The sequence below is a fragment of the Luteimonas sp. FCS-9 genome, assembly GCF_001014645.1.
In the GTDB taxonomy this organism is placed as follows: domain Bacteria; phylum Pseudomonadota; class Gammaproteobacteria; order Xanthomonadales; family Xanthomonadaceae; genus Luteimonas.
Map to the genome: position 1 here is coordinate 1 of NZ_LASZ01000035.1, position 13,568 is coordinate 13,568.

Here is a 13,568-nt window from a genome sequence, read left to right on the forward strand (position 1 = left end):
GGAGTTGCCCCCGCTAGCACCTGAAGCTAGTGCGTCTACCAATTCCGCCACCTGGGCAGGTCAGGCGCGCATTCTGCGGTGCGCGTGCGCCGGTGTCAACGCGCCGTGTAAGCCGAGTTGACCGCCTTCCGGCCTGGGCTGTGCCCAGCGCGCAATCCGGAAAGATGCCGGCCATTGCATGGCCGGGCACAAAAAAACCCGCACTCGGCGGGTTCGTTGTCGCAGTCGGTAAGGCTGCGATGACCTGGTGCCCAGGAGAGGACTCGAACCTCCACGGAGTTGCCCCCGCTAGCACCTGAAGCTAGTGCGTCTACCAATTCCGCCACCTGGGCAGGTCAGGGCGCGTATGTTGTCGATCCGCGCCCGGCTTGTCAACGCGTTTTCGCGGCCGCGCGCGCAGCCTGTGCGGGCGCCTGCGCCGTTGCGTCCGGCACGCACGCCTGCAACGCCTTCCGTCGGCCGCCGCGATCGCCTGCGGCGCTGCACGTGCAGCCGACGGCGACGCGACTACACCGGGCATGCGGATCGACGTGCGATCCGTCGCGACCGGCCAGGCCGGCCCTTCGCGCCGCGCGGTGTACGCCGGACGACGCGTCCTTTCCCGTCCCGCCACGAGGCCCGGTCCGATGCCCCCGACGCCGCCCCTTCCCCCCGACGTCGAGACCCGGCAGGCCGCATGGCTGCACGACCTGCGCAATGCGGCCAACAGCGTCGGCATCGCGCTGGAGGCGGTGGGCCTGCTGCTGCAGCACGACGACCCGGCCGGCGCGGCGCGCAACCTGGCGCGCGCGCAGCAGGACTGCGAGCGCATCCTCCAACTAGTGCGCGCCCCGGCGCGCGGCGACGGGCTCGACTAGCGGCGCACTTCGACCGGACGGTCCGCCGGGGCATGCACCGGGGCCGGACGCGTCCCGGCGGCCGCCTCGCAGTCGCCACGGGGCGGCGCGCCGTGCGCGGCCTCCCGCTTCAGCAGCCGGCGCAGCACCGCGTCCTGGTAGTCGCGCAGCCACTCGGCCATCGCCAGTTCCTCGTGCAGCAGCCGCTGGCAGACCGCCGCGATCCGCGGCTCGCCTGCGGCCTCGGCGGCATCGATCAGAGCGCAGTATGCGGCGGCCTCCATGTTCTCCAGCCCGTGGCTGATCTCCAGACTGCGCAGGAAGCCCGCGCCGCGCAGCGCGTCGGCATGGGGCGGCGACGGCGGTGCGGCGGCCGGCGCGCCCGGCGCCACCGCGCCGCCGAGGCGCTCGATACACGCGGCCAGTTCGTCGGCCTGCACCCGGGTATCGACCAGATGCTCGGCGATCCGCGCCCGCAGCCGCGGGTGGTGCCGGATGTGGCAGAGCATCGTCTGCAGCCGCCGCTGCGCCTGGTCTTCCATCAGATAGGCTGCCTGCAGCCACGACAACAGCCGAGTATGGACGCAAGATGCCATGGCATGCCCTCCCTGCCGCGTTCCGTTGCCGACCGCACGATGCGGACCCGCAGGCTAGGCGACGGCCGCCGCGCATTCCGTGACCTGCGCCCGCGCCGAATGTGCGCCAGTGCCGGAGGCCGCAATCGCTGCGCGGCGTGCAGAACCTGCGCATCGCGCCGCCACAGGGACACCGCCGACCCGGGCAGGCGGCGGAGCTGCGACGTCGCTTCCTGCAGCCCGGGCACCCGGTCCGGCGCCAGTGGCGACGTGCGGTTGACGGGTCCACGCGATGATGGCCGCCACGAATACCGAGGTGCGCGCCGGATGCAGCCCACGCTGATGATCCTGGACGACGACCGGCGCTTCGCGGCCTCGGTCGCCGACATCGCCGCGATCGAGGGCTTCCGCACCTACGTCGTGGGCACGCTGGCGGACGCGCGCGAGACGGCCGCCCATCAACAGATGGACCTGCTGCTGGTGGACCTCGACCTGCCCGACGGCTCGGGCATGGAGTTCATCCAGGGCCTGCAGCCCGAGCACGGCGACCTGGTCATCGCGACCGCCCGCCCCTCGCTCGAGACCGCGATCGGTGCGCTGGGCGCGCCGGTGACCGACTACCTGGTCAAGCCGTTCCCGCCCGAGCGGCTGTTGCGGTTGCTGCGCCGGCGCGCGGCGCAGCTGCAGGCGACGCGCGACGAGGCGGTGCCGGGCGTCGTGGGCACGAGCCCGGCGATCCTCGAGGCCGCGCAGCTCGCGCGCCGCGTCGCGGCCTCGTCGGCCTCGGTCCTGCTGACCGGGGAGACCGGCACCGGCAAGGAGGTGTTCGCGCACGCGATCCACCGCATGAGCGGCCGGCCCGGTGCGCTGGCCGTGCTCGGCTGCGCCGCGGTCCCCGCCCAGCGACTGGCCGGCACGCTGCTCGGCGACGAGGCGCTGCCGGGCAGCGACGACGACGGCCCGCGGCATCCGGGCCTGATGGCGCAGGCCGGCGGCGGCACGCTGCTGCTCGACGAGGTCACCGAACTGGCGCTGGACCAGCAGGCCGCGCTGTTGCAGATCCTCGAGCGCGGCGGCATCCAGCGGACCGGGACCGCCGACGCGGCGGCGCCGCGGATTATCGCCACCGCCAGCCGCAGCCCGGAGCGCGCGGTCGCCGAGGGCCGGCTTCGCGAGGACCTCTACTACCGGCTGGCCGACTTCACGATCCCATTGCCGCCGCTGCGCCTGCGCGGCGACGACGCGATCCTGCTCGCCGAGCACTTCGTGGCGGCGTTCAACGCCGAGGGCGACATGCGCAAGCGGCTCGCCGCCTCCTGCCATCGCACGCTGCGCGAGCACGGCTGGCCGGGCAACGTGCGCGAGCTGCGCAGCGCGGTCATGCGGGCCTGCGTGCTCGCCGGCGGCCGCGAGGTCGCCGTCTCACCGCAGGCGATGCGCCGGCCGCCGCCGGTGGAGACGTACGACGCGATCGTGTTCTCGATCGGCACGACCTGGGCCGAACTCGAGCGCGAGACGCTGCGCAAGGTCCTGGCCCACTGCGGCGATGACAAGACGGCCGCCGCGCGCCTGCTGGGCGTGAGCGTGCGCACGGTCCACAACCACCTGGCGCGCATGCGCGACGACGGCGACGGCCCCCTCTAGGCGAGCCGCCCCTGCAGCGGCTCAGTCGTCGCGCCCGGACCGGCGCAGGCCGCGCGCGGCACCTTCGTCGCCCCGCGGCGGGGCGCCATCGACCGCTCCGGGCTGCACGGCCGGGTCGTTGCGTTCGTCCTGGTCGCGCTTGACCGGGGACTCTCCGCGCGCCCGCGGACCGGCCGGCGCGCGCCTGCGCTCCAGCGGCCCGCGCTGACGGTCATTCGATTCGCTGTGGCCCATGGGGTCGCCTCCGTCGACAGGAGACGCCATCGTCCTCCCGCGCGCGGGACCGCGCGTGACCTGCCGGACGCGCGCCCGCACGTACGCTGCAATTGCTGCGTACTTCAGGCCTCCTGATGCCGCTTGGCGAGCACGTCGCGCATCGCGGCCGCCAGCTCGTCCATCGACAGCGGCTTGCTCAGGTGGGCATCGAATCCCGATTCGCTCGCCTCCTGGATGTCGCTGGGCCGGGCGTAGCCGCTCAGCGCCACGAGCGCGACCCGGTCGCCGCCCTCCAGCGCGCGCGCCTTGCGGGCGAACGCGTAGCCGTCCATGCCGTCCATGCCGATGTCCGACAGCACGACGTCGAAGGCCTGCGTCCCGAGCCGGCCGAGCGCGTGCTCGGCGTCGTTGCAGACCACGACCGACGCGCCCTGCAGCTCCAGCAACTGCGCCAGCCCCTCGGCGGTGCCGATGTCGTCGTCGACGACCAGGATCCGCAGTCCGTCCCAGCGCATCGCGTCGTGCCGCCCGCCCGGCTCCCCGGGTCCGAACAGCGGATAGGTGAAGCGCGGCAGCCACAGCGTGAACGTGGCGCCGCGCCCGGGGCCGTCGGAATGCGCCTCGATGCGGCCGCCGTGCAGGTCCACGAGCTGGCGCACCAGCGACAGGCCGATACCGAGCCCGCCGCGCTTGCCGATGGCGCGGCCGGTGCCCTGGCCGAACAGGTCGAAGATCCGCGGCAGCGACTGCGCATCGATGCCCTGCCCGGTGTCGCGCACGCGCAGGCGGACGTAGTTCTCCTCGACCCCGACCATCAGCGCGATGTGCCCACCCTGCGGGGTGAACTTGATCGCGTTGCTCAGCAGGTTCCAGACGATCTGCTCGATACGCGCCGCGTCGCCGCGCACCATGATCGGCGCGTCGGGGATCTGCATCCGGAACTCGATGCCGGCCGACGCCGAATCGAACCGCGCGACCTCGACCAGTTCGGTGACGACCATGCCCACGTCGACCGGCTCGGGCTTGAGCGCGAGCTTGCCGGTACGGATGCGCGACATGTCGAGCAGGTCGTCGATGATCTTGGTCTGGCTGCGGATCGCGCGCCGCACCGTCTCGATCGAGGCGACCGCGCTCGACGACTCGCGCAGCTCGGGCAGCCGGGCCATCAGCTCGGTGTTGACGCTGATCAGGTTCAGCGGGTTCTTCAACTCGTGCGACATCACGGCCAGGAACTCGTCGCGCAGCGTGACCGAGGCGTCGGCCTCGTAACGGCCGGCCCATGGACGCGCGCCGCCCTTGCTGCGCCGCGCCCCGAGCAGCAGCACGAAGGCGATCTCATCGTGTGCGCGCACCGCCGACAGCTCGACCCGGCACTGGGTGCGGTCGCCGCGGCGGTTGGTGTACCAGCGCAGTCCTTCGAGCGGGACGCCGGCCTCGGCCTGCGCGAAATCGTGGTCGGGCTGCCCGGCGCCGCGTTCCTCCTCGCCGTAGAGCGCGTCGACCGGCCTGCCCAGCAGGTCGCGCTCGCCGTAGCCCAGTAAATCGACGACGCCGCCGCTGGTCCAGACCACCCGGCGCTCGGCGTCGGCGACGATGACCGCGACGTCGGTCGAAGCCAGCCCGGCCGCATCGCCCTGGCTGCGGCGCTCGCCGTCCGGGCGCAGGCTGGTGGTGTCGATGAACGTCAGCACCGCGCCGTCGATCTTGTTCTCGGCGGTGCGGTAGGGCACCACGCGCGCGACGAACCACTTGCCGTCGGTGCTGCGGATCTCGCGCTCGATCAGTTGCAGCGTCTCGAACGCGGTGCCGGCGTCGTCGGCCAGGTCCGGATACTCCAGCCGGTGGGTGATGTCGAGCAGGCAACGGCCGACGTCGCTGGGAATGATGTTGAAGATGAACTCGGCCTTGGGCGTATAGCGCTTGATGCGCAGACCGGCGTCGACGAACACCGTGGCGATGTCGGTCGAGCTGATGAAGTTCTGCAGGTCGTCGTTGATCTTCGCCGTTTCCTCGACCTTCGACTTGAGCTCATGGTTGACGGTGATCAGCTCCTCGTTGACCGACTGCAGTTCCTCCTTGCTGGTCTCGAGCTCCTCGGTGGCCGAACGCAGCTCCTCATTGATCGCCTGCAGTTCTTCGTTCGACGCCTTGAGCTCCTCGGTCGAGGTCTCCGACTGCTCGATCGTCGCCTGCAGCCGGTCGCGGGTCCGCTGCAGTTCCTGTTCGAGGTGCAGCAGCGCATCGCCCTCGCCCGCGCGCCGCCCGGCCTCGGGCACGCGCGGTTGGGCGGTCTCGCTCTCGTCGAGGATCACCAGCACGAAGTCCGAGCCGGCCTCCTGGTCGCGGAACGGCTGGGCGGAGATGCGCAACTGCCGGACGGGCCCATCGCCCGGCTCTGCGCGCTCGAAACGCACCACCGCCTCGGCACGGTCATTGGTGTGCAGCGCCTGGTAGAGCGTGGTGCGCAGTTCCAGACGCAACGTCGGGTCGATCACCGTCAACAGGTTGCTGCTGGGCTCGCCGCCCGCGAACCGCAGGTAGCGCCCGGCACCGGGCGTCATGTGCAGGATGTTGGAATCGGGGTCGACGATCAGACTCGGTGGCGCGTAGTACTCGAGCACGCGCTGGTGCACGTCGCCGAACGAGAAGCCCTTGCGTTGCGCATGGCGCGGCACCTCGCGCATCGGGCTCGGCTCGATGACGCGCGAGGGCAGCATCGCCAGCTGCCGCGGCCCCCGCGCCTGCGCCCGCGCGCGGAAGATCCGGTTGCGCTTGTCCACGACCTCGAAGTACTGCGAGGCCGCGTCGGCCGATTCGGAACTGCCCAGGAAGAGCATGCCGCCGGGCCGCAGCGCGAAGTGGAACATCTCCAGCAGCCGCACCTGGATGTCGCGGTCGAGGTAGATCAGCAGGTTGCGACAGCTGATCAGGTCCACCCGCGAGAACGGCGGGTCGCGCAGCACGTTGTGCAGCGCGAACAGCACGCGGTCGCGGATGACCTTGTTGATCCGGTAGCGGTTCTGCTCCTTGGAGAAGAACTGCCGCAGCCGTGCCGGCGGCACGTCGGTCAGGATCGCCTCGGGGTACACGCCGGCCCGGCCGGCCGCGATCGCGTGTTCGTCGATGTCGCTGGCGAAGACCTGGAAGCTGCGCGGCGACGGCAGGTTGTCGGCATGGTCGGCGAGCAGGATCGCGATCGAGTACGCCTCCTCGCCGCTGGCGCAGCCAGGGACCCACACGCGCGGCCCGTTCTCCTGGGTGTCGAACAGCCCGGGGATCACGTCGCGCTCGAGCGCCTCGAAGGCCTCGCGGTCGCGGAAGAAGTTCGTCACGCCGATCAGCATGTCGTCGAGCAGCGCGCGCGGCTCGTCGAGGTCGCGGCGCAGGTGGTCGCGGTAGGCCGGCAGCTCGCTCAGCAGGCTCACCTGCATGCGACGCTCGATCCGGCGCAGCACGGTCGCGCGCTTGTAGTGGCGGAAGTCGTGCCCGGTGCGGTTGAGCAGGATCTCCAGGATCTCGCGCAGCGCGCGTTCCGACTCCACGCTGTTGGCCGGTTCGGTATCGAGGATGTGCTCGGCCTGCGGCTCGGGCTGCGGCAACTGGATCCGGCTGGCGTTGCGCCACAGATCGACCAGTTTGGCGGGAATGTCCACGACCGGCAGCACGAAATCCACCCGGCCGCTGGCGATCGCGCTGCGCGGCATGTCCTCGTATTCGGCGTCCTCGGGAGTTTGCGCGATCGCCACCCCGCCCTGCTCCTTGAGCCGGGCGAGTCCCACCGTGCCGTCGCTGCCGGTGCCCGACAGCACGATGCCGACCGCCCGGTCCATGTGCGCATCGGCCAGCGTGCGGAAGAACTGGTCGATCGCGACGTGCCGACCGGGCGGCCGGTCGACGGGCTCCACGCGCAGGTAGCCGTCGCTCATCGTCAGCGTCTTGGTCGGCGAGATCACGTAGACGTGGTTGGGCTCGATCGGCGTCGGCGCATTGACCTGCACCACCGGCATCCGCGTGCAGCGCTGCAGCACCTGGTCGGCCTGGCTCTCGTGCCGTGGCGACAGGTGCAGGATCACGACGAACGCCATGCCACCGGTCGAGGGCATCTGTTCGAAGAACTGCCGCAGCGCGGCCAGACCGCCGGCGGACGCGCCGATGCCCACGACCGGAAACTTCAGATGGCTGCGGAGCGCCGCGTCCTGTCCATGCGGAACGCCAGTGTGCTTGTCGGTCATGTCTGTCGCGCGAAGTCGTCCTGCGGGCATCATGCGCTGCGGTCATTCGCATTGCCAATCGGCATCACATGATGACGCACCGCATCATGCACGCCCCGTCGCGTGAAGACGGCCACATTCCAGACTATGCGCCGCGGCGCACCGGCCAGGCGCTTGCCACCCGCCGCTTCGCCTACAGCCCCGCGGTGGACCGCAGCGTCGCCAGGTCGACGAGGTCGATGCGGCGCGGATCGTCGAACGCGAGCGCGCCGGCCTGGCGCAGCTTGGTGAAGCTGCGGCTGACGGTCTCGATCGTCAATCCGAGATGGTCGGCGATGTCGGCGCGGGTCATCGGCAGGTCCACGCGGTCGACGCGACCGCCGCGGCGCTGCTGGCGCTCGGCCATGTCGACCAGGAAGCCGGCCAGCCGCTCGCTCGGGCCCAGCCGGCCCAGCAGCATCAGACTGGCGCGGGTGGCGTCGAGCTCGGTGCAGGCCTGCGCGAGCATGCCGGCCTCGAGCTCGGGATAGCGCTCGCACAGCCGGCGCATGTTCTGCATCGGGAACACGCACAGCACGCACTCGGTGATCGCCTCGATCGTGTGCTTGTAGTGCGCCGCGCTGCTGAAGCCGATGAAGTCGCCCTCCATCAGGAACCCGGCGACCAGGCGGCGGCCGTCGGGCAGCAGCCGCACCCGGCGCAGCATGCCGCGGGTCACGGTGTAGACGTCGCGGCGCGTGCCGCCCTCGTGCACCAGCGTGGCCCCGGCCGGCAGGACCAGCTCGCCGGCCGCCGCTTCGAGCGCGTGGGTCTCGGAGGCCGGCAGCGCGGCGCAGACCGCCAGGTGCCGGGTCAGGCAGGCCTCGCAGCCCGAGTGGGAGGCGCGCCGGGCCGAGCCCGACAGCGGATGGCGGGCGCCAGGGGAGGCGGGGTCGGAGACTCCGCGCGCGCGCAGCTTGGTATCCATGGGACGGCATGATAACGCGGCCGGGTGAAATTCCTTCACCCGCGGCCGGCCGGGGCCCGTCGCCCGGTGCGCCCGGCTCGTCCCCTGCGACCGGCAACCGCTAGAATCGCCGGCTCCCCCGCACCCGCAGTCCCGATGACCGAGTCCGTCCGTCCCGCCTTCCATGGCTTCGAGCAGCTGCCGCTGCGCGAATTCGCCGAGCGCGCCTATCTCGACTACTCGATGTACGTGGTGCTCGACCGCGCGCTGCCGTTCATCGGCGACGGCCTCAAGCCGGTGCAGCGCCGCATCGTCTACGCGATGAGCGAACTCGGCCTGGGCGCGGCCGCCAAGCCCAAGAAATCCGCGCGCACCGTCGGCGACGTCATCGGCAAGTACCACCCGCACGGCGACAGCGCCTGCTACGAGGCGCTGGTGCTGATGGCGCAGCCGTTCTCGTACCGCTACCCGCTGATCGACGGCCAGGGCAACTTCGGGTCCAGCGACGATCCCAAGTCGTTCGCGGCGATGCGCTACACCGAGTCCAAGCTGACCCCGATCGCCGAGATGCTGCTCTCCGAGCTCGGCCACGGCACGGTCGACTGGACCGCCAACTTCGACGGCACGCTCGAGGAGCCCTCGTGGCTGCCGGCGCGGCTGCCGCACCTGCTGCTCAACGGCACCACCGGCATCGCGGTGGGCATGGCCACCGACGTGCCGCCGCACAACCTCGGCGAGATCGTCAGCGCCTGCGTGCGCCTGATCGACGACCCCGACGCCACGGTGCGCGACCTGTGCGAGCACGTGCGCGGCCCCGACTATCCGACCAGCGCCGAGATCATCACCCCGGCGGCCGACCTGCTGCAGATGTACGAGACCGGCCACGGCAGCGTGCGCGCCCGCGCGACGTTCGAGAAGGAACACGCGAACATCGTCATCACCGCCCTGCCCTACCAGGTCTCGCCGTCGAAGGTGATCGAGCAGATCGCCGCGCAGATGCGCGCCAAGAAGCTGCCGTGGCTGGAGGACATCCGCGACGAGTCCGACCACGCCAACCCCGTGCGCGTGGTGCTGGTGCCGCGTTCGAACCGGGTCGATGCCGAGCAGCTGATGGGCCACCTGTTCGCGACGACGGACCTGGAGAAGAGCTACCGGGTCAATCTCAACGTCATCGGGCTCGACGGCAAGCCGCAGGTCAAGCATCTCAAGGCGCTGCTGAGCGAGTGGCTGCAGTTCCGCACCGACACCGTCACCCGCCGGCTGACCCATCGCCTGGAAAAGGTCGAGCGCCGCCTGCACCTGCTCGACGGCCTGTTGATCGCGTTCCTCAACCTCGACGAGGTGATCCGCATCATCCGCACCGAGGACGAGCCGCGCGCGGTGCTGCAGGCGCGCTTCGGTCTCAGCGACGAGCAGGTCGACTACATCCTCGAGACCCGCCTGCGCCAGCTCGCGCGGCTGGAGGAGATGAAGATCCGCAGCGAACAGGCCGAGCTCGAGGCCGAGCGCGACCGCCTGATCGCCACGCTCGGCAGCAAGGCCAAGCTGCGCAAGCTGATCAAGGACGAGCTGCTGGCCGATGCGAAGAAGTACGGCGACGCCCGCCGCTCGCCGCTGGTCGCGCGCGGCGCGGCGCAGGCGCTGGCCGAGACCGACCTGGTGCCCAGCGAGCCGGTGACGATCGTCGTCAGCGAGAAGGGCTGGGTGCGCGCGGCCAAGGGCCACGACGTCGACCCGGCCGGGCTGTCGTACCGCGAGGGCGACCGCCTGCTGGCGTTCGCGCGCGCGCGCAGCACGCAGCAGGTCGCGTTCCTCGACTCGAACGGCCGCAGCTACTCGACGATCGCCCATTCGCTGCCGTCGGCGCGCGGCAACGGCGAGCCGCTGACCGGCCGCTTTTCGCCGGCCGCCGGCGCGGCGTTCCAGACCCTGGCCGCCGGCGACAACGACGGCCGCTTCGTCGTCGCGTCCTCGCACGGCTACGGCTTCGTGACCCGGTTCGAGAACCTCACCGGCCGCAACAAGGCCGGCAAGGCGATGCTCTCGCTCTCGCCCGGCGCCACGGTGCTGCAGCCGGCCGCGGTCCGCGACGCGCAGGCCGACCGGCTGGTCGCGGTCACCAGCGCCGGTCACCTGCTGGTGTTCCCGGTCGCCGAGCTGCCGGAACTCGACAAGGGCAAGGGCAACAAGATCATCGAGATCCCCAAGGCCAAGCGCGGCACCGAGCAGGTCGTGGCGCTGGCCGTGGTCTCGCCTGGCAGCGCGCTGCTGGTGCGCTCGGGCGCGCGCACGATGACGCTGGCATTCAAGGAACTCGACGCCTACCTCGGCGCGCGCGCCAGCCGCGGCGGCCTGCTGCCGCGCGGTTGGCAGAAGGTCGAAGGCCTGTCGGTCGAGTAGCGCCCGGCAGCCCGTCACCCCCTGTAGGAGCGCGCTCGCGCGCGAAGAGGCTTTCCCGGCAGGGCCAATCGCGCGCAAGCGCGCTCCTACGGCATCCATAGACAGGCACTTGCATGCATCCCGAGTTCTGGCACGACCGCTGGGCGACCGACCGCATCGGCTTCCATCTCGACAGGCCGCTGCCGCTGCTGGTGGCGCACTGGCCGGCACTCGGACTCGCGCCGGATGCGCGCGTGTTCGTGCCGTTGTGCGGCAAGTCGCTGGACATGGCGTGGCTGGCCGGACAGGGGCACCGCGTGCTCGGCGTCGAGCTGTCGCCGCTCGCGGTGCGCGCGTTCTTCGACGCGCGCGGCCTGGTGCCGGAGATCCACGAGACCGCGGCCGGTCTGCATCACGTCGCCGGCCCGTACGAACTCATCGTCGGCGACACGTTCGCGCTCGATGCCGCCGTGCTGGCCGATTGTGCGGCGATCTACGACCGCGCGGCGCTGATCGCGCTGCCGCCGGCGCTGCGCGCGACCTATGCCGCGACCGCGTGGCGCCGGCTGCCGGCCGGCTGCCGCGGACTGCTGATCACGCTCGAGTATCCCCAGCACCAGAAGGCCGGGCCGCCGTTCTCGGTCGACGCCGACGAGGTGCATGCCCTGCTCGACGCCGACTGGCGCATCGAGGCACGCGAGCGGCGCGACATCCTCGCCAACGAGCCGCGCTTCGCCGCCGAAGGCGTCACCGCGCTGTCGACAGCGGTATACCTGACCGAACGCATCCAGACCCCGTAGGCGCGCGTTCGCGCGCGAAGCGGCTTCTGACCATCGGTGAACACGTCGAGGTTGCGCTGAAGCCGTAGCAGCGCGCTCGAAGCTGCAGGAGCGCGCTTGAACCCGTAGGAGCGCGCTTGCGCGCGATGAGGCTGTCCCATTGAAGCCCCATCGCGCGCAAGCGCACTCCTACGGGCGGCTGGCCATGTTCAGCCGACCCCGGCGTGCGTGCCGGCGGCCTCGCCCATGCGACTCTGCTGGTAGTTCTGCAGGCCGATCATCTCGATCAGGCGCAGCTGCTTCTCCAGCCAGTACGTGTGGTCCTCCTCGGTGTCCGACAACTGCGTCACCAGCACCTGGCGGCTGACGAAGTCGCCATGGCGCTCGCACAGCGCGATGCCCTGGGCGAGGTGGTCGCGCACCGCGTACTCGAGCGCGAGGTCCTTGCGCAGCATCTCCTCGACCGTGCGGCCCGGCTCGAACGCCTCGGGCCGCATGTCCGGATCGCCTTCGAGGAACAGGATCCGGCGCAGCAGCGCGTCGGCGTGCTGGGTCTCCTCCTCCATCTCGTGGTTGATCCGCGCGTAGAGCTGGTGCAGGCCCAGGTCCTCGTAGCGGCGCGAATGGATGAAGTACTGGTCGCGCGCGGCGAGCTCGCCACGCAGCAGGAACTTCAGGTAGTCGACGACTTCGGGATGGCCTTTCATCGGGGGGCTCGCGGGCTCTGGAATGCGCGCAGTATGCCCAGTCGCGCGCGACGATGATCGGATGCAAATGCATGCATTTCGCATTCTCAGGGCGGGCCGCGTAGACTCCCCCGCCCCTTTGCCCCCGGGACGCGCAGATGAGGATCGGCATCGATTTCGGCACCAGCTACTCGGCCGCCGCCGCGCGCGTCGGCGACCGGCTCGAGCACATCCGCTTCGGCGGCCAGGCGCAGTTCCGCACCGCGGTGTACTTCCCGCGCGCCGTGCCCGACCCCGCCGACTTCGCGCTGACCGATGCGATGGAAGCGCAGGTCGCCGAGATCGTGCGCGACCTCAAGGCCGCGCAGACCCGCGCCGGCACCGCTGCACGCGGCGAGGCGCAGCTGCGCGGCGACGCGGTGCGGATCGTGCGCCGTCAGTGGCTGGAGCGGCAGATGCGCGAGGCGCAGACCTCGGTCGCCGACCTGCAGGACGCGGTGTTCGGCGAGGAGGCGATCGAGCGCTATCTCGAGGACGGCACCGGCAACCTGGTGCAGTCGCCCAAGTCTATGCTCGGCTTCAGCCTGCATCCGCGCGCGCGCGCCACGATCGCCGGCATCGCCGCGCACATCCTCGAGCACATCCGGCTCACCGCCAGCCGGCAGCTGGGCACCGCCGTGCGCGAGGCCACGCTGGGTCGCCCGGTGCGCTTCCGCAGCTCGATGGGCGAGGCCGGCGGCGAACAGGCGTTGGCGATCCTGCGCGAGGCCGCGGGCATCGCCGGCTTCGATACGGTGCACTTCCTCGAGGAACCGGCCGCGGCCGCGCTGCACCACCACGCGATCAGCCCGCAGCGCCAGACCACGCTGGTCGTCGACGTCGGCGGCGGCACCACCGACATCGCGCTGGCGAGCATCGGCGGCGACACCGCGCCGCAGGTGCACCGCGCCTGGGGCATCGCCAACGGCGGCACCGACGTCGACGTCGCGCTGAGCCTGGCGCGCGCGATGCCGCTGTTCGGCAAGGGCGTCACGCGCACGCCGGTGCACCACTTCGTCGAGGCCGCGACCGTGCAGGACCTGCCGCGCCAGCGCGAGTTCCACCGCCACGACTACCGCGACGTCGAGGCGCCGTACGGCGCGCGCCTGCGGGCGCTGCAGGACGAGGGCGGGACCACGCGGCTGTACCGCGGCATCGAGGCGATGAAGGTCCGGCTCAGCGCCGACGACACTGCCGGGCAGCCGCTGGACTTCATCGAGCCCGGCCTGCGCGTCGATGCCGGCCGCGGCGACCTGG

At 71.4% G+C, this 13,568-nt stretch carries 10 protein-coding genes and 1 tRNA gene; 5 read left to right on the top strand and 6 right to left on the bottom strand.

What is annotated here, in order from left to right:
* Positions 1-245: 245 nt before the first annotated feature.
* Positions 246-332: transfer RNA gene (locus WQ56_RS17135), tRNA-Leu, on the bottom strand.
* Positions 333-626: 294 nt separating this feature from the next.
* On the opposite strand from WQ56_RS17135, the gene WQ56_RS17140 reads away from it, so the two are divergent.
* Positions 627-857 carry a hypothetical protein gene (locus WQ56_RS17140; RefSeq protein WP_047138356.1) on the top strand — a complete coding sequence of 77 codons (231 nt, stop codon included), beginning with the start codon at positions 627-629 and terminating at the stop codon, positions 855-857.
* Here WQ56_RS17140 and WQ56_RS18900 read toward each other — a convergent pair.
* Entirely contained in the window at positions 854-1,432 is a 579-nt protein-coding gene (locus tag WQ56_RS18900; RefSeq protein ID WP_156170612.1) for a DUF892 family protein, read from the bottom strand. The two genes, WQ56_RS17140 and WQ56_RS18900, sit on opposite strands and share 4 nt — an antisense overlap.
* Before the next feature lie 306 nt (positions 1,433-1,738).
* Here WQ56_RS18900 and WQ56_RS18905 point away from each other — a divergent pair, with 306 nt between their 5' ends.
* Positions 1,739-3,055 carry a sigma 54-interacting transcriptional regulator gene (locus WQ56_RS18905; RefSeq protein ID WP_047138357.1) on the top strand — a complete coding sequence of 439 codons (1,317 nt, stop codon included), beginning with the start codon at positions 1,739-1,741 and terminating at the stop codon, positions 3,053-3,055.
* Positions 3,056-3,076: 21 nt separating this feature from the next.
* On the opposite strand, the gene WQ56_RS17155 is transcribed toward WQ56_RS18905, so the two are convergent.
* The 3 genes from WQ56_RS17155 to WQ56_RS17165 all read right to left on the bottom strand — a co-directional run bounded on the left by WQ56_RS17155 (position 3,077) and on the right by WQ56_RS17165 (position 8,449).
* Entirely contained in the window at positions 3,077-3,289 is a 213-nt protein-coding gene (locus tag WQ56_RS17155; RefSeq protein ID WP_047138358.1) for a hypothetical protein, read from the bottom strand.
* Positions 3,290-3,393: 104 nt separating this feature from the next.
* Positions 3,394-7,503: a chemotaxis protein CheB gene (locus WQ56_RS17160; protein WP_047138359.1), complete on the bottom strand. Its 4,110-nt coding sequence runs from the start codon at positions 7,501-7,503 to the stop codon at positions 3,394-3,396.
* 172 nt (positions 7,504-7,675) lie between these two features.
* Positions 7,676-8,449 (bottom strand): Crp/Fnr family transcriptional regulator, encoded by a 774-nt coding sequence (locus tag WQ56_RS17165; RefSeq protein ID WP_082132509.1) that lies wholly within the window; start codon positions 8,447-8,449, stop codon positions 7,676-7,678.
* 135 nt (positions 8,450-8,584) lie between these two features.
* Between WQ56_RS17165 and parC the strand changes: the two genes are divergently transcribed.
* Both parC and WQ56_RS17175 read left to right on the top strand, forming a co-directional pair.
* The gene (parC, locus tag WQ56_RS17170) at positions 8,585-10,828 is read left to right on the top strand and encodes a DNA topoisomerase IV subunit A (protein WP_047138360.1); all 2,244 of its coding nucleotides are present in this window, start codon (positions 8,585-8,587) and stop codon (positions 10,826-10,828) included.
* A gap of 113 nt (positions 10,829-10,941) precedes the next feature.
* Positions 10,942-11,607, top strand: a complete 666-nt coding sequence (locus tag WQ56_RS17175) for a thiopurine S-methyltransferase (protein WP_047138361.1) — start codon at positions 10,942-10,944, stop codon at positions 11,605-11,607.
* Positions 11,608-11,795: 188 nt separating this feature from the next.
* Here WQ56_RS17175 and bfr read toward each other — a convergent pair whose 3' ends face one another.
* Positions 11,796-12,293 carry a bacterioferritin gene (gene bfr, locus WQ56_RS17180; RefSeq protein ID WP_047138362.1) on the bottom strand — a complete coding sequence of 166 codons (498 nt, stop codon included), beginning with the start codon at positions 12,291-12,293 and terminating at the stop codon, positions 11,796-11,798.
* A 137-nt stretch (positions 12,294-12,430) separates the two neighbouring features.
* On the opposite strand from bfr, the gene WQ56_RS17185 reads away from it, so the two are divergent.
* Positions 12,431-13,568: Hsp70 family protein (locus tag WQ56_RS17185; RefSeq protein ID WP_047138363.1), on the top strand; the 1,138-nt coding region annotated here is incomplete at its 3' end.

Coding starts and splice junctions, on each gene's coding strand:
- WQ56_RS17140 (WP_047138356.1), top strand. CDS start 627: ATGCCCCCGACGCCGCCCCTTCCCCCCGACGTCGAGACCCGGCAGGCC.
- WQ56_RS17175 (WP_047138361.1), top strand. CDS start 10,942: ATGCATCCCGAGTTCTGGCACGACCGCTGGGCGACCGACCGCATCGGC.
- parC (WP_047138360.1), top strand. CDS start 8,585: ATGACCGAGTCCGTCCGTCCCGCCTTCCATGGCTTCGAGCAGCTGCCG.
- WQ56_RS18900 (WP_156170612.1), bottom strand. CDS start 1,432: ATGGCATCTTGCGTCCATACTCGGCTGTTGTCGTGGCTGCAGGCAGCC.
- WQ56_RS17160 (WP_047138359.1), bottom strand. CDS start 7,503: ATGACCGACAAGCACACTGGCGTTCCGCATGGACAGGACGCGGCGCTC.
- WQ56_RS17155 (WP_047138358.1), bottom strand. CDS start 3,289: ATGGGCCACAGCGAATCGAATGACCGTCAGCGCGGGCCGCTGGAGCGC.
- bfr (WP_047138362.1), bottom strand. CDS start 12,293: ATGAAAGGCCATCCCGAAGTCGTCGACTACCTGAAGTTCCTGCTGCGT.
- WQ56_RS17165 (WP_082132509.1), bottom strand. CDS start 8,449: ATGGATACCAAGCTGCGCGCGCGCGGAGTCTCCGACCCCGCCTCCCCT.
- WQ56_RS18905 (WP_047138357.1), top strand. CDS start 1,739: ATGCAGCCCACGCTGATGATCCTGGACGACGACCGGCGCTTCGCGGCC.